The organism is Streptomyces sp. NPDC041796, from assembly GCF_055590785.1.
On record NZ_JBVJAH010000012.1, the window covers coordinates 150,192 to 164,772 of the forward strand.

The 14,581-nt window shown below is 72.0% G+C and carries 16 protein-coding genes; 9 read left to right on the forward strand and 7 right to left on the reverse strand.

Going from position 1 to position 14,581, the window contains the following annotated elements; translation table 11 throughout:
* Nucleotides 1-56: 56 nt before the first annotated feature.
* Nucleotides 57-1,820 carry a lysyl oxidase family protein gene (locus tag ACZ6C1_RS24870; RefSeq protein ID WP_469243328.1) on the forward strand — a complete coding sequence of 588 codons (1,764 nt, stop codon included), beginning with the start codon at nucleotides 57-59 and terminating at the stop codon, nucleotides 1,818-1,820.
* Between the two features lie 12 nt (nucleotides 1,821-1,832).
* Here the strand turns inward: ACZ6C1_RS24870 and ACZ6C1_RS24875 are convergent, their stop codons facing one another.
* From ACZ6C1_RS24875 to ACZ6C1_RS24885, 3 genes are read right to left on the reverse strand one after another with little or no spacing between them, the layout of a single operon-like run.
* A complete protein-coding gene (locus ACZ6C1_RS24875) occupies nucleotides 1,833-2,426 on the reverse strand; it encodes a TetR/AcrR family transcriptional regulator (RefSeq protein ID WP_469243329.1) in 594 nt (197 codons plus the stop codon).
* Nucleotides 2,427-2,468: 42 nt separating this feature from the next.
* On the reverse strand, nucleotides 2,469-4,133 hold the full coding sequence (locus ACZ6C1_RS24880; protein WP_469243330.1) for an AMP-binding protein: 1,665 nt from the start codon (nucleotides 4,131-4,133) through the stop codon (nucleotides 2,469-2,471).
* On the reverse strand, nucleotides 4,130-4,897 hold the full coding sequence (locus tag ACZ6C1_RS24885; RefSeq protein WP_469243331.1) for an SDR family oxidoreductase: 768 nt from the start codon (nucleotides 4,895-4,897) through the stop codon (nucleotides 4,130-4,132). Before ACZ6C1_RS24885 ends, ACZ6C1_RS24880 begins: the two co-directional genes overlap by 4 nt.
* Nucleotides 4,898-5,051: 154 nt before the next feature.
* Between ACZ6C1_RS24885 and ACZ6C1_RS24890 the strand changes: the two genes are divergently transcribed.
* The 6 genes from ACZ6C1_RS24890 to ACZ6C1_RS24915 all read left to right on the forward strand — a co-directional run bounded on the left by ACZ6C1_RS24890 (nucleotide 5,052) and on the right by ACZ6C1_RS24915 (nucleotide 10,377).
* Nucleotides 5,052-6,293, forward strand: a complete 1,242-nt coding sequence (locus ACZ6C1_RS24890) for an exo-beta-N-acetylmuramidase NamZ family protein (protein WP_469243332.1) — start codon at nucleotides 5,052-5,054, stop codon at nucleotides 6,291-6,293.
* Between the two features lie 501 nt (nucleotides 6,294-6,794).
* Entirely contained in the window at nucleotides 6,795-7,406 is a 612-nt protein-coding gene (locus ACZ6C1_RS24895) for a hypothetical protein (protein WP_469243333.1), read from the forward strand.
* Between the two features lie 80 nt (nucleotides 7,407-7,486).
* Nucleotides 7,487-8,257, forward strand: a complete 771-nt coding sequence (locus ACZ6C1_RS24900) for a 3-keto-5-aminohexanoate cleavage protein (protein ID WP_469243334.1) — start codon at nucleotides 7,487-7,489, stop codon at nucleotides 8,255-8,257.
* Nucleotides 8,258-8,282: 25 nt separating this feature from the next.
* Nucleotides 8,283-9,350: an RNA ligase (ATP) gene (locus tag ACZ6C1_RS24905; RefSeq protein WP_469243335.1), complete on the forward strand. Its 1,068-nt coding sequence runs from the start codon at nucleotides 8,283-8,285 to the stop codon at nucleotides 9,348-9,350.
* A gap of 97 nt (nucleotides 9,351-9,447) precedes the next feature.
* On the forward strand, nucleotides 9,448-9,873 hold the full coding sequence (locus ACZ6C1_RS24910; protein WP_469243336.1) for an Hsp20/alpha crystallin family protein: 426 nt from the start codon (nucleotides 9,448-9,450) through the stop codon (nucleotides 9,871-9,873).
* An 84-nt stretch (nucleotides 9,874-9,957) separates the two neighbouring features.
* The gene (locus ACZ6C1_RS24915) at nucleotides 9,958-10,377 is read left to right on the forward strand and encodes a DUF2267 domain-containing protein (RefSeq protein ID WP_469243337.1); all 420 of its coding nucleotides are present in this window, start codon (nucleotides 9,958-9,960) and stop codon (nucleotides 10,375-10,377) included.
* A 23-nt stretch (nucleotides 10,378-10,400) separates the two neighbouring features.
* Here ACZ6C1_RS24915 and soxR read toward each other — a convergent pair whose 3' ends face one another.
* Nucleotides 10,401-10,886: a redox-sensitive transcriptional activator SoxR gene (gene soxR / locus ACZ6C1_RS24920; RefSeq protein ID WP_469243338.1), complete on the reverse strand. Its 486-nt coding sequence runs from the start codon at nucleotides 10,884-10,886 to the stop codon at nucleotides 10,401-10,403.
* A gap of 104 nt (nucleotides 10,887-10,990) precedes the next feature.
* On the opposite strand from soxR, the gene ACZ6C1_RS24925 reads away from it, so the two are divergent.
* Nucleotides 10,991-11,452, forward strand: coding sequence for a MaoC family dehydratase (locus ACZ6C1_RS24925; RefSeq protein ID WP_469243339.1), 462 nt, complete (start codon nucleotides 10,991-10,993; stop codon nucleotides 11,450-11,452).
* Nucleotides 11,453-11,508: 56 nt separating this feature from the next.
* On the opposite strand, the gene ACZ6C1_RS24930 is transcribed toward ACZ6C1_RS24925, so the two are convergent.
* The 3 genes from ACZ6C1_RS24930 to ACZ6C1_RS24940 all read right to left on the reverse strand — a co-directional run bounded on the left by ACZ6C1_RS24930 (nucleotide 11,509) and on the right by ACZ6C1_RS24940 (nucleotide 13,709).
* Nucleotides 11,509-12,150: a TetR/AcrR family transcriptional regulator gene (locus ACZ6C1_RS24930; RefSeq protein ID WP_469243340.1), complete on the reverse strand. Its 642-nt coding sequence runs from the start codon at nucleotides 12,148-12,150 to the stop codon at nucleotides 11,509-11,511.
* A gap of 58 nt (nucleotides 12,151-12,208) precedes the next feature.
* The gene (locus ACZ6C1_RS24935) at nucleotides 12,209-12,496 is read right to left on the reverse strand and encodes a YiaA/YiaB family inner membrane protein (RefSeq protein ID WP_031075520.1); all 288 of its coding nucleotides are present in this window, start codon (nucleotides 12,494-12,496) and stop codon (nucleotides 12,209-12,211) included.
* 61 nt (nucleotides 12,497-12,557) lie between these two features.
* Nucleotides 12,558-13,709 (reverse strand): acyl-CoA dehydrogenase family protein, encoded by a 1,152-nt coding sequence (locus ACZ6C1_RS24940; RefSeq protein WP_469243341.1) that lies wholly within the window; start codon nucleotides 13,707-13,709, stop codon nucleotides 12,558-12,560.
* Between the two features lie 62 nt (nucleotides 13,710-13,771).
* Here ACZ6C1_RS24940 and ACZ6C1_RS24945 point away from each other — a divergent pair, with 62 nt between their 5' ends.
* Nucleotides 13,772-14,446, forward strand: coding sequence for a TetR/AcrR family transcriptional regulator (locus ACZ6C1_RS24945; RefSeq protein ID WP_469243342.1), 675 nt, complete (start codon nucleotides 13,772-13,774; stop codon nucleotides 14,444-14,446).
* Nucleotides 14,447-14,581 lie beyond the last annotated feature (135 nt).

The window sequence follows — 14,581 nt, forward strand, 5'->3', positions numbered from 1 at the left end:
CCACGCGCGCCGGCCGTCGTCCGCCGTCCCGACAGGCACTCGCAGAACGAGGAACGATGACCAGATCCCAACAGGGCCGTCTCGGGCGCTCGGTGATCGCCGGAGCCGCGGCCATCGCCGTGGCCGCCGGTATCATCGCCGCCGCACCCGACGGCAAGGCGGCTCCGGCCACACCACAGCTCAGCCTGATCGCCGCCTCCCAGTCCGTGACGCTCGACTCGTACAAGGAAGAGCCCGGGGTCTACCTCGACCTCGGCACGTACGTCACCGCCGAGGGCGCCCCCCTGGAGCTCAAGGTGACCCGTAAGTCCTACAAGGACCCGGTCGTCGCCACGCAGATCGTCAAGGAGGGCGGCAAGACCCGGGCCAAGGCCCTGCCCAAGGGCCTGGTGAAGGACTTCAGCGGGCTGCCGGGCTTCCTCCGGATCACCGTCACCGACGCGGCCGGCAAGACCGTGCTGAACCGGTCCGAGGACTTCTGCCCCAACAACGCGTCCGGTCGGGTGCGCCCCGACGCCCCGGCCACGTCGAAGTATCCGGAGAGCTGCCCCACCAACCCCTTCACGCTCGGCTCGGTGTGGGGTGTCGAGCAGGGCTGGGCCGCCAACACCTACGCGGGCGTCTACTCCGAGCCCGTCGTCCTGCCGGCCGGGAAGTACACGGCCAAGGTGTCCGTTGCGAAGCGCTACCGCGAGGTCTTCGGCATCGCGGACAAGCCGCAGACCGTCAAGGTGACCGTGCGCGAGGTCAGCTCCGAGGGCAGTGTCGGCGGGGCGCCCGCGGCGCGGCGCGACTCCCACGCGGCCGGTCACGCCGCACCCGCCGGTCAGGCGGGGCACGCGGGTCACGGTGCCGCGGCCGGTCCGGCGGGGCACGCGGGTCACGGCGCGGTGGCCCCGGTGGCTCCCGCGGCCCCCACGAGCGGCGCTGGACCCTCGTACAACGTCGGCCACGGGCCCCTGATCCCGGCACCGCCCGCCGTGCCGTGGGCGGTGAAGAAGCAGGGCCTCAAGGCGGGGGCGCGGATGGGTGACGGAGCCGGACAGACCGACGGTTCCCGCAAGGCGCCCGCGATGAAGCCCGCGGCCAAGCGCCCGACGGGCAAGGCGACCGTGCCGAACGTGCCCAAGCCCGACCTCCGTTCGCTGCCCGCCTACGGCATCACCGTCAGCGAGCCCGCCACCGAGGGCCCCGACAAGGGCAAGGACTTCCTGGCCTTCAGCGCCAACGTCTGGAACGCGGGCCCCGCCCAGCTCGTGGTCGACGGCTTCCGCTCGCCCGGCAAGGAGCTGATGGACGCCTACCAGTACTTCTACGACGCGAACGGCAAGCAGGTCGGCTACACCCCGACGGGCACCATGGAGTGGGACCCGCGCCCGGGGCACGTGCACTGGCACTTCACCGACTTCGCCAGCTACCGGCTGCTGAAGGCGGACCAGAAGGAGGCCGTGCGCAGCGGCAAGGAGGCCTTCTGCCTGGCCAACACGGACGCGGTCGACTACACCGTGAAGAACGCCAACTGGCACCCGTACAACACGGACCTGTCCACGGCGTGCGGCCAGGAGAACTCCATCTCCGTCCGTGAGGTGCTCGACGTCGGCTCCGGCGACACCTACACCCAGGACCTGCCCGGCCAGTCGTTCGACATCACCACGCTGCCGAACGGTACCTACTACATCCAGGTGCTGGCCAACCCGGAGAAGCGCCTCAAGGAGACCGACCTCACCAACAACAGCGCGCTCCGCAAGATCGTCCTCGGCGGGAAGAAGGGCGCGCGTACGGTGACCGTCCCGGCGCACGACCTGGTGAACGCCAACTGAGGTCCTGACCGTTCAGGGCCGCAGGGCCCTCAGCAGGAGGTCGGCCAGGTGGTCGGCCACCTGCTGGGGGCTGAGCGGCCCGTCCGGGCGGTACCAGGTGGACAGGTGGTGGACCGAGCCGAAGTGGTAGTCCACCACCAGGTCGGCGGGGGTGGCCGACGAGAAGACGCCCTCTGCCTGCCCCTCCTCGATGAGGGCCCGGAAGCGCTCGTGGTAGCGGCGCCGTTCCCCCCGTACCTGCTTGTTCTTCTCCGGACTCAGGTGGTGCATCGACCGGAAGAAGATCGCCGCGTCGTCGAGGTTGTCGATGGTGGTGACCACCACGTCGGCGGCGGCGTCGCGCAGCCGCTGCTCCACGGGCGCGTCGGCGCCCGCGAAGGCGTCCAGCCGCTCCTGCTGGAGCCGGAGCACGCGCGAGTACACCTCCTGGAGCAGGTCCTCCTTGGAGCCGAAGTAGTGGTAGAGGGCGCCCTTGGTGACGCCGGCCGCTTCGACGATCTCCTGGACGGAGGTGCGGTCGTAGCCCTGCTCGGCGAAGAGCCGGGTGGCGGTGGCCAGCAGCCGCTGGGGGACAGGGGTGCCGTTCCCGTCCGTCGTCCTGGCCATGGGCCGCCACCTCTCTCGTGCACTCGTGCGGTTCGGGGTCATTTACGCGGGGTGACGCAGTTCCCGCCTGAGGATCTTCCCACTCGTCGTCTTCGGCAGCTCCGGCAGGATCTCCACCTCACGCGGATATTTGTACGCCGCCAGCCGCTGCTCGCAGTACGCGGACAGCTCGGCGGGCTCCACCGAGGTGCCCGGACGCAGACTGACGTACGCCTTGACCGTCTCCCCACGGTAGGCGTCGGGAACGCCGACGACGGCCGCCTCGCGGACCGCCGGATGGGTGTAGAGGACGTCCTCGACCTCGCGCGGCCACACCTTGAAGCCCGAGGCGTTGATCATGTCCTTCTTGCGGTCGACGACGTAGAGCCAGCCGTCCGGGTCCATGAAGCCGATGTCACCGGTGCGCAGCTCACCGTCCGGGAAGGTCACGGCGGTGGCCTCCGGCATCCGCCAGTAGCCGGGCACGACCTGGGGCCCGCGTACCGCGATCTCGCCCTGCTCGCCGAAGGGCACCTCCTTGCCGTTCTCGTCCAGGATCCGGACGACGGTGTCGGGCCCCGGGACCCCGACGGAGAGGGTGCCGGACACGGGGTCGACCGGGGCCTCCTTCTCGGGCGGTACGGCGGCGCAGGGAGCGGTGCACTCGGTGAGGCCGTAGCCGTTGGCGATGTACGGGCCGAAGCCGGCCCGGAACTTCTCCACGAGCGCCGGGGGCACGGGCGCGCCGCCGGAGGAGATCACCTGGAAGGACGCGAAGTGGCCGGGCGTGGCGGCGGGGTGGGCGGCCAGGGCCATGAAGGCGGTGGAGGGCCCGACGGTGTAGGCGGGGCGGTGCTCGGCGAAGGCGTCCAGGACGACACCCGCCTCGAAGCGGTACGCGAGGACGAGGGTGCCCGCGTTGGCGACGCAGACGGCCAGCTCGCAGACCATGCCGGTGATGTGGAAGAGCGGGGCGAGGGCGAAGTACGCGGCGCCTTCGGCGATGGGGTGGCCGGTGCGCTGCCGTTCGGCGTTGGTCATGATCCCGCGGTGCAGGTTCATGGCGCCCTTGGGCGTGCCGCTGGTGCCGGAGGTGTAGCTGATCAGGGCCACGTCGGTGGCGGTGAGGTCACGTCCGTACTGCGGCGCCGGATGTTCGGCCCGGGCGACGGCGACCAGGTCGTCGGTGTCGGCCGGCACGGGCAGCCGCTCGAAGCCGAGGACGCGCGGGTCGTCGCGCGTCTGGAGGTCCTTCTCGCAGGCGGTGACGGCGAACTGTACGGGCGAGTCGGCTGCCGTCTCGCGCAGGTACCCCTCCCAGGCGCGGTCGGCGCAGATGAGGGTGGTCGCCCCGGAGTCGTTCAGGACGTGGGCGACCTCGGCCGATTTGTACATGGGGTTGAGCGGGACGACGGTGGCGCCCGCCTTCCACGCGCCGAGCAGGGCGAGGACGAAGTGCGGGGTGTTCTGGAGCATGATCGCGACCCGGTCGCCGCGCCCGACACCGCGGGAGGCGAGGTATCCCGCCACCGAGTCGGAGAGCGCGTCGGTCTCGCGGTAGGTCAGACGTCCGTCGAAGTAGGCCAGGGCGGGGTGCTCGGGGGCGCGGGCGACGGCCGCGCGGAAGGCGTGCACCACGGTGGCGGCGGGCCGTATCGGCGCCCGCTGGGCCTCGCTGAGCTGCGCCAGCCACGGCCTGGCCGCGTAGATCGAGGTCGTCGGGTTCACTGCGCGGTGCCCTCCCACTTCTGCTGGATGTGGCTCATGTTGTTCAGCCAGCGCTCCGGGTCGCTCGCACGGGCCCGGTAGTAGTCGGCGACCTCGGGGTGGGGCAGGATCAGGAAGCGGTCGGCCTCGATGCCGTCGAACAGCGCGTCGGCGACGTCCTCGGGCTCGATGGCGGTGGGCGCGAGGACGAGTTCACCGGCCGTGCCGGCGGCGGTGAGCATGTCCGTACGGACGCCCTGCGGGCAGATGGCGTGGACCTTGAGGCCGCGGTGGCGGTAGGTGAGCGAGAGCCATTCGGCGAAGGCGTACGCGCCGTGCTTGGAGACGCTGTAGGGCGCGGCGCCGACCATGGTGAGCAGCCCGGCGGCCGACACGGTGGAGACGAAGCGCCCGGAGCCGCGCTCCAGCCAGTCGGGCAGCAGGGTGCGGGCGGCGCGGACGTGGGCCATCACGTTCACGTCCCAGGCGGCCGCCCAGACGTCCTCGCGGGCGAAGGCGTCGCCGGGTGAGGCGAGCCCGGCGTTGGCGCAGTAGACGTCGACGGTTCCGCCGAGCGCGTCGCGCGCCTCGTCGATGATCACGGAGGCGTCTCCCGGTACGGGGGTGCCGCCGATCTCGTCGGCGACGGCCTTGGTGCGGCCCGGGTCGATGTCGTTGACGACGACGCGGGCCCCTTCCGCGGCGAACCTGCGCGCGAGAGCGGCGCCGATGCCACCACCCGCTCCTGTGACCACCACGCCAGCGCCCTGGACCGTCGAACCCATCTCGGACCGCCTCTCTCCTGTGACTGGACCGGTCGACAGACTAACCGGTCGGTATGTCGCGGGGGAAGAGGCGTGGCGCCGGCCTCGTTCCCTGGTGCGGGCGGGCGCGCTAGCGTGCGTGGCCGGATCGTCGATCGGTCACGGAGGTGTGCGGATGAGCGTGTCCAGACGGGGTCTGCTGGTCGCCGGCGGCGCGGTGGGGGCGGCGGCCGCCGCTCCCGGCAGGGCGGCCGCGCACGGGGGTGGCCGCCGGGTGCGGACCGGCTTCGACCGGCTCGCGGCCGACGGGTACGCGGCGCTGGCCGGGCAGCGGGTGGGCGTGGTGACCAACCCGACGGGGGTGACCGCCGAGGCGCGGCACATCGTGGACGTCATGCACGCCGACGACAGGGTGGACCTGGTGGCGGTGTTCGGCCCCGAGCACGGTTTCCGGGGCACCGCCCAGGCGGGCGGTTCGGAGGGGCGGTACGACGATCCGGCGACGGGGCTGCCGGTGTACGACACGTATCTGAAGAGCGGGCAGGCGCTGGCGGACGTCTTCACCGCCTCGGGGGTGGACACGGTCGTCTTCGACATCCAGGACGTGGGGGCGCGGTTCTACACCTACATCTGGACGCTGTACGACTGCATGGTGGCGGCGGCGCTGGCGGGGAAACGTTTCATGGTGCTGGACCGGCCGAACCCGGTGACCGGGCGGGCCGCCCTCGGGCCCGTACTGGACAAGGCGTTCGCGACCTTCGTGGGGCGTGAGCCGATCTCCCAGGCGCACGGGATGACGGTGGTGGAGCTGGCGCGGCTGTTCAACGCCGAGTTCCTGGCGAAGCCGGTGGAACTGGCGACGGTACGGATGTCGGGGTGGCGGCGGGCGGACTTCTTCGACGGGACCGGCCTGCCGTGGGTGCCGCCCAGCCCCAACATGCCGACGCCGGACACCGCCCTGGTGTACGCGGGGACCTGCCTGTTCGAGGGCACGAACCTGTCGGAGGGGCGCGGTACGACCCGGCCGTTCGAGCTGCTGGGCGCGGAGGGTGTCGACCGGCGGTGGGCTGAGGCGGCGAACGCGCTGGAGCTGCCCGGCGTGCGCTTCCGGGAGGCGTACTTCGCCCCGGTGTTCTCCAAGTTCCAGGGGAAGACGGTGGGCGGGGTGCAGGTCCACGTGCACGACCGGGAGGCGTTCGACCCGGTGCGCACCGGGATCGGGCTGCTGGTGACGGCGAAGCGGAGCTGGAGCGGCTTCGCCTGGCGGGCGGACAACTGGATCGACAAGCTGACCGGTTCGACGAAGGTCCGGACGCTGATCGACGCGGGCGCGGGCACGGACGACGTCGTCGACGCCTGGGAGACGGAGCTGGCGGCCTTCCGGGCGGTGCGGCGGCGGTATCTGGTGTACCGCTGAGGCGGCACGGGTACGGGGGCGCCGGTGCGGGGCGAGGGCGCCGACCCACGGGCTCCCCGGCCGACACCCCGGCCCACGGACGCCGGTACCGGACGGACGCCGGTGCCGATGCCGGGCGGGTGCCAGTGCCCGGGCGGATGCCGGTGCCGGGCGGGCGGCGGTACCGGTGCCGGACGGACGGGTGGCCGTTGGCCGAACCCGCACCTGTCCGCCGGGCTGACGGCTCCTCAGCCCCACCGCCCGCACCGGTGGTATCCCGCCGATGCCTGCGATCGCCGCGATACGGTCGGTGAGGGCGCATTTGCCGGCCCCCGACGGACCGGCACCCCCCGTGTGGTGAGGGAGCGTCACTTCGCCCGGATCGCCACAGGGGGCGCCGTGGGGGCATTTCACGTCAGATGTCCCGCTGATGGGCTCCATTCGTTTTTCGATGGAGCCGAACTGGGAACCCGTACGTCCATTCATCGACGCCGAAGTACGAGTGACGGAGGTGGCAGTGCGATGGCCGGTTTCCGGAGCCTTGCGAGACAGGTACGTGATCCGGGATGTGATCTGGCGCTGCGGCGGTACTCGCTGCGCAAGTGCCTTGAGCGGTTCGCCCCTTATGGACACCGGGCGACCTGGGACCATCTGTGCACCAGGCACAGGTTCGGGCCCGAGGACCGGGAGCCCGATCCGGCGCGGCTGGTGGCCGCGCTCGACGAGTTGGAAGAGGCGCGGGCGGTATGGCTCGCGTACGAGGAGCAGTTCGCCGAGCGCCGGAAGCGCGAGAAGCACGACGGTCTGCGGCGGCCCGGCTGGATCGACGACTGGCACCGGCGCACCTGGGGCGGCAACGGGATAGCCCGGTGCGACGACCCGTCGGTGCACCCGAGGGTGCCGCTGGCCGAGGCGCTGCGCCGGCTGATCACCGCTCTGGAGGCGGGACCCGGGGAGCACTGCCCGGTGTGCGCGGGGGACGCGATCGTCTGGCGGCCGGACCTGTCGAACGAGCCGTGGTTCGGGCCGGTGTGCACGAGCTGCGGTGTGGTGGTGCCACAGGCGGTGCTGACGCCTCAGGCGCTGGCGACGGCCAAACGGGGGCGGCGCAAGGAGCTCGTGTCGGTGGCGTGAGCGCGGGGGCGCGCGCCGGCGTCGGCACGCCCCCGTTGCCTGAGGGGCGGGTTGTCAGTGCCGGGTGTCACCATCGAGGCATGATCCAGGTGTGTCTGAACGGGCGCCGCGGTACGGGGGATTCCGCGGCGGTGCCCGTGTCGCCCGGCGCGATGGCCGAGTCGGCCGCCCGGGCGGTCGCGGCCGGGGCCGCCGAGGTGCACGTCCACCCCAGGGCGCCGTGCGGGGACGACACGCTGTCGCCGCGCGTGGTGGCCGCGGTGCTCGGGGCGATGCGCGAGGCGGTGGACGTCCCGGTCGGGGTGACCACGGGCGCGTGGGCCGAGCCGGATCCGCGGCGGCGGGTGGAGCGGGTGCGCTCCTGGACGGTGCTCCCCGACCACGCCTCGGTCAACTGGCACGAGCCGGGTGCCGAGGAGGTCGCCGCCGCGCTGCTGGAGCGTGGCGTGGGCGTGGAGGCGGGCGTCTGGTCGGGGACGGACGGGGCGCGGCGGTTCCTGGCGTCGCCCCTGGCGCCCCGGGTGTCGCGCGTGCTGGCCGAGGTGACGGACGGGGACCCCGTGACGGCCGAGGACACGGCTCACGCCCTGCTGGCGGAGCTGGGCGGTGCGTACGGCGTGCCCGTACTGCTGCACGGCGAGGAGGGTGGCACGTGGCCGGTGCTGCGCCTGGCGATACGGCTGGGGCTGGACACCCGGGTGGGCCTGGAGGACACACTGCTCCTGCCCGACGGGCGGCCCGCGGAGTCGAACGCGGCGCTGGTCGCGGCCGCGTCGGGGGAACGTGACGGTATCAGGAGCGAAATCCGGTGGGCCAACGGATTCCCGCACGGCGACAGTGGTCGGCGATGAGAACCGCACCAGGAGGAGCCCACCCATGTCCACGCTGCGTGTCACCGCCGAGCTGCTGACCGTCCACGAGCATCCGAACGCCGACGCCCTCGAGTTGGCCCAGGTAGGGCTGTACCGCGCGGTCGTCGCCAAGGGTGCCTACCGCACCGGTGACGCCGCCGTGTACATACCCGAGCAGGCGGTGCTGCCGGCCGAGCTCGTCGAGGAGCTGGGGCTGACCGGGCGGCTGTCCGGGAAGGCGTCGAACCGGGTGAAGGCGGTCCGGCTGCGCGGCGAGCTGTCGCAGGGACTGGTGTGCCGGCCCCGCGCGCTGGCGGACGTGGATCTGGCGCGGGCGGCGGCCGAGGGAACCGACTTCGCGGACGTCCTGGGCATCACCAAGTGGGTGCCGCCGGTGCCGACGACGATGGACGGTGACGTGGAGTCGGCGCCGGACCTGCTGCCCTGGGTCGACATCGAGAACGTCCAGCGGTACCCGGACATCTTCACACCGGGCGAGCCGGTGGTCCTGACCGAGAAGCTGCACGGCACGGCCTGCCTGATGACGTACGTCGCCGAGGACGACCGGGCGCTGGTCTCCTCCAAGGGCTTCGGCGCCAAACGCCTGGCCCTGAAGGAGGATCCGCGCAATGTGTACTGGCGGGCGATCCGTGCGTACGACGTGCCGGCGGTCACCGCACGGCTCGCCGCGAAGCTGGGCGCGACCCGGGTCGGCGTGTTCGGCGAGGTGTACGGGGCGGGAGTCCAGGACCTGACGTACGGCGCCAACGGCCGGAGCGAGGAGCTGGGTTACGCGGTCTTCGACGTGTCGGCCGAGATCGACGGCCAGGTCCGCTGGCTGGACCCGGCCGAGCTGCTGGAGGGTGAGCTGCCGCTGGTCCCCCGGCTGTACGCGGGGCCGTACGACATCGCGAAGGTGCTGGAGCTGGCCACCGGCCGGGAGACGGTCTCGGGGCGCGAGCTGCACCTGCGCGAGGGGGTGGTCGTCCGGCCGGCCACCGAGCGGTACAGCCCGGTGACGGGCGGGCGGGCGATCGCCAAGGCCGTGAGCCCGGCCTACCTGACCCGTAAGGGCGGCACCGAGTTCGAGTGAGTTTTCTTGAGTCCGGGCTTGTCAACTTTGGCCGGTGGAGTTATAAGAAATAAGGCAGACGGTCAGCAGCATCCGTGAGTACGCAGAGGAGGGACCGATGATGCTGATGCGGACCGACCCCTTCCGTGAGCTGGACCGGCTCACCGAGCGCCTGCTGGGCACCACCGCCCACCCGGCGGCCATGCCGATGGACGCCTACCGCGAAGGGGACACGTTCGTCGTCCGGCTCGACCTCCCGGGCGTGAGCCCCGAGAGCATCGACCTGGACGTCGAACGCAACGTCCTCACCGTCAAGGCCGAGCGCCGTACGGCTCCGGACGGCGAGGCCGAGATGGTGATCGCCGAGCGGCCGTCCGGCACCTTCAGCCGCCAGCTGTTCCTGGGCGAGACGCTGGACACCGACCGCATCGAGGCGTCCTACGACGTCGGCGTCCTGACCCTGCGGATCCCGGTCGCCGAGCAGGCCAAGCCGCGCAAGATCGAGATCAGCGGCGGCAGCGACCGCAGGCAGATCAGCGGCTGATCCGGCCCGCCGCGCCGCATGATGGGCGGGGACGGGTTCCTCCCGGCCCCGCCCGTGCCCATCGATCAAGGCCGAGGGAGAAAGATGCGCATGCAGTGGGACGCGTTCCTGGCCGCGGTGCAGGAACGCGGTGAATACCCCTCCCGGCGGGAGGCCGACCGGGCCGCCCGCGTCGTCCTGGCCCTGCTGGGCGCACACCTCGTCGGCAACGAGCGGGCCGAGCTGGCAGCCGGTCTGCCGGAGACGTGCGCCCTGGTGCTGCTCAACCCGCTCCCGGCCGCCGAACCCCTCGGGCCCGAGAGGTTCGTACGGGCCACGGCCGCGTGGATCGAGGGCGCCACGGAGGAGACGGCCAAGTGGGACATCGGCGCCGTCCTCAGCGTCGTGGCCGACACGGCCGACGAGAACCTGATGCGCCGTATCCTCCTCCAACTGCCACCCGGCTACGACCTGCTGTTCGGCCGCCCCGGGTTGGCCGAGCCCGGCCTGCCCCCGGGAGCCTGACGCCCCCGACGCGACGGCACCCGCTACGACGGCGTCTCCCGCGACGACGGCCAGCACCGCTCGGGCAGGAGGCGCGAGCCGGCCATGCGCTCGCCGAAGACGTCGTCCGGGTTGGACAGCACGCACGTCTCCAGCGACAGGCAGCCGCACCCGATGCAGTCGGTGAGGTGGTCGCGCAACCGGCCGAGTTGCTTGATCCGCTCGTCGAGCACCGAGCGCCACCTCTCGGACAGCCGCGCCCAGTCCTCCCGGTTGGGCGTGCGCTCCTCGGGGAGCTCCGCCAGGGCCTCCCTGATCGTGGCGAGCGGGATGCCCACGCGCTGGGCGGCACGCACGAACGCGACGCGGCGCAGCGCGTCCCTGCTGTAGCGGCGCTGGTTCCCGCTGGTGCGGCGACTGCTGATCAGGCCCTTGGACTCGTAGAAGTGCAGGGCCGAGACGGCCGCTCCGCTGCGCGCGGAGAGCTGGCCGACGGTGAGCTCATGGATCTTCTCTGGAATCTGCGGCACCCCTCGAACCCTACTGGTCGCCTCCCGGTGGTCCGTTGACAGGAGCGGGCCCACCCCAGCATGCTGAGCAAGCGCTTAGACATCGAGAGTCAGGGAGCCGGGACATGGCAGAGCCGAGGATCTTCACGTCCGCCGACGAGCTGCGCGGCGCGGTCGGCGAGCAGCTGGGGCGAAGCGAGTGGCTGGAGGTCGACCAGAAGCGGATCGACCTGTTCGCCGAGGCCACGGGCGACCACCAGTGGATCCACGTCGACCCGGAGCGGGCCGCGGCGGGGCCGTTCGGGACGACCATCGCGCACGGGTACCTCACCCTGTCGCTGCTCCCCCTCTTCGTGCCGCAGATCATGCGGGTCGAGGGCATGAAGATGGGCGTCAACTACGGGGCCAACAAGGTTCGTTTCCCGGCCCCCGTGCCGGTCGGGTCGCGGCTGCGCGCGACGGCCGTGCTGAAGGACGTCGAGGACGCGGGCGGCGGTGTGCAGGTGACGGCCGTGGTGACGGTGGAGCGGGAGGGCGGCGACAAGCCGGTGTGCGTCGCCGAGTCGGTCTCCCGCTACTACTTCTGAGTCCGCTCCCGCTCTGGGAGCCCCGCGCCGGGAGCCCTGCTCCGGGAGCCCCGCTCCTACTTCTGGGCCCCGGGACCCCCGGCGCCCACCATGCGCAGCACGAGGTCGGCGTAGAGCGCGCCGACCTCGTCGGGCGTCCGGCGTCCGTCCGTGTTGAACCAGCGGGCCACGTCGATGCAGAGCGAGAGCACGGCGAGGGTGGTGCCGGAGACGTCCGGGACGTCGAACTCGCCCGCCGTCACGCCCTCGTTGATGATGCGGCGCACGGCGGCGTCGCTCTTGCGGCGCAGCTCGAAGATCTCTTCGCGGTGCTCGTCACCGAGCGAGTCCAGTTCGTACTGGACCACACGTGCGGTGGTGCGCCGCCCGGCGTGCCAGCGGACGAAGGAGCGTACGGCGTCGGCGAGCCGCTCGGCGGCGGTTCCGGGGCCGTCGGCGGCGGCCTGGAGGATCTCCAGCGCCTTCACATGGCCGATGCGGCTGATCCGGTGGAGCAGCTCTTCCTTCGTCTTGTAGTGGATGTAGAGCGCGGCCGGGCTCATCCCCGCCCGGCCCGCGATGTCGCGGGTGGTGGTCGCGTGGTAGCCGCGCTCGGCGAAGGCCTCGACGGCGGCGACGAGCAGCCGCCTGGCCGCGTCAGGGGTCACCTCGTCCCATGGCGTGTCCTCGCCGCCGGCCGCTTCCTCCGCCGTGCTCATCATTCGCCCCTTCCGGTGGTCACAGGACGAACACCATACCCCGACAGTGAGCAAGCGCTTAGAGCTTCTGGAACGGGTCGTGCTCGGCGAGCAGCTTCTCCAGCCGGGCCTGGTCGACGCGGCTGACGATCTGCCCGGCCTCCTGCCGGTCGCGGACGACCTTGGCGAGGGTGAAGGCGGAGGTGGTGAGGTAGAGCACGGCGATGCCCAGGAAGGCGCGTACCCAGGCGTCGGTCTCCAGGTTGAAGATGCCGAGGGCGACCGCGCCGAGGGCGATCGCGAAGGAGGCGACGGCCTGGCCGTAGTAGGCGGCCGTGTTCTGCTGCTTGACCGGTGTGTCACTCATGGGGGACAGAATGCGGGCGGCGTGACGCGGCACACATCCGCCGTCGTACTCACGAACGTACTCAGAAGGCGGAGACCCCGGTCAGGGCGCGGCCGATGATGAGCTTCTGGATCTGGCTGGTGCCCTCGTAGAGGGTCATCACCCGGGCGTCCCGCAGCAGTTTGCCGACCGGGTACTCGTCGATGTAGCCGTAACCGCCGAAGACCTGGAGGGCGTTGTTGGCGGAGCGGACGGCGGCCTCGGAGGCGAACAGCTTGGCCTTGGACGCGGCCGTGGCGAAGTCCTCGCCCCGGTCGACGAGATCGGCGACCCGCCAGGTCAGCAGCCGCGCCGCGTCCACGTCGACGGAGATGTCGCTGATCAGTTCCTGGACGAGCTGGTACGAGGCGATCGGCTTGCCGAACTGCTCGCGCTCCCCCGCGTACCGCACGGCCGCGTCGAGTGCGGCCTGGGCTATGCCGACGCACCCGGCGGCGACCGACATCCGGCCTTTGGCCAGCGCGGACATGGCGATGGAGAAGCCCTTGCCCTCCGGGCCCATCAGGGCGGAGGCGGGCACCCGGACGTCCTCGAGGACCAGTTCGGCGGTGGCCTGGCCGCGCAGACCGAGCTTGCCGTGAATGGTGCGGCGGGTGAGGCCGGGGGTGTCGGTGGGAACGAGGAAGGCGGATATGCCCCGGTGGCCGGGGCGGTCGCCGGTCCGTGCGAAGAGGAGCACCACGTCGGCCCAGGTGCCGTTGGTGATGAACATCTTGGTGCCGTTGATGACGTAGTCGCCGCCGTCCCGCGCGGCCCGCGTGGTGAGGTTGCCGGCGTCGGAGCCGGTGCCGGGTTCCGTGAGACCGAAGCAGCCGATCGCGTCACCGGCGGTCAGCCGGGGCAGCCAGTGCCGCTTCTGCTCCTCGTCGGCCCAGGCGGCGATGGTCTTGGCGACCAGGCCCAGCGAGACGGACACGATGCCGCGCACGGACGAGTCGCCGCGCCCCAGTTCCTCGGTGACCAGACAGTACGCGAGGTGGTCACCGCCGCTGCCGCCGTACTCCTCGGGAATGGTGAGACCGAGGAAGCCGAGCGCGCCGAGCTTCTTGACGATCGACTTGTCGACGTTCTCGGCGCGGTCCCAGGCGACGGCGTGCGGGGCGATCTCGCGCTGGACGAAGTCCTCGGCGAGCCGCCGGACGTCCGTCTGCTCCTCGCTCAGCTCCAGGTTCATGCGCGGACACTCCACTTTAACTATCACTGCTAGTTTCCTTGGTCGGGCCTACTATGTGCCGCATGGCCCGACCGCGCAAGCCCCTCCTCAGCCGAGACCGCATCGTCGCGACGGCCGGTGCGCTCGTGGACGCGGAGGGACTGGACGCCGTCTCGACCCGGCGCCTCGCCGCCGAACTGGGCGTGAGCGGGCCGTCGCTCTACAACCACTTCCGCACGAAGGACGAGATCCTGGAGGCGGTCGCGGACGCGGTGAGCGCGAAGGTCGACCTGTCGATGTTCGACGAGGACGACGCCCGGGACTGGCGCACGGCCCTGCACGACTGGGCCGTCTCCTACCGCGCGGCCCTCACCGACCACCCCAACATCGTTCCGGTCCTCGCCCGCGGCCCCGGCCGCCGCCCGGCCGGCCTCCGCGTCGCCGACGCCGTGTTCGGCGCCATGGTCCGCGCGGGCTGGCCCCCGGCCCAGGCGACCCACATCGGCGCCCTGATGCGGTACTTCATCACCGGCTCGGCGCTCGGCTCCTTCGCCCGCGGCTTCGTCGACGACGAGACGGCGTACGACCCCGCCGACTACCCCCACCTGGGCCAGGCCCACCTGCTCGCCGAGCACCAGCAGCAGGTCGACGAGGGTGCCTTCACCACGGGCCTGCGGGCCCTGCTGGACGGGCTGGCCGTCCAGTACGAGGGCACGGGCGCCGGCCCCAAGGAGGCCCCGGCCACCACCGAACGGTAGGCGCGGCACTCCCGAGGACGACCCGCCGCCGGACCACGGGGCCTCCGGACCGGGCGTACCGACGGGGCGAACGCGTCGGGGCGAACGCGTCGGGGCGAACGCGTCGGGCGGGCGCCGCGTCGTACGCGGCGCCCG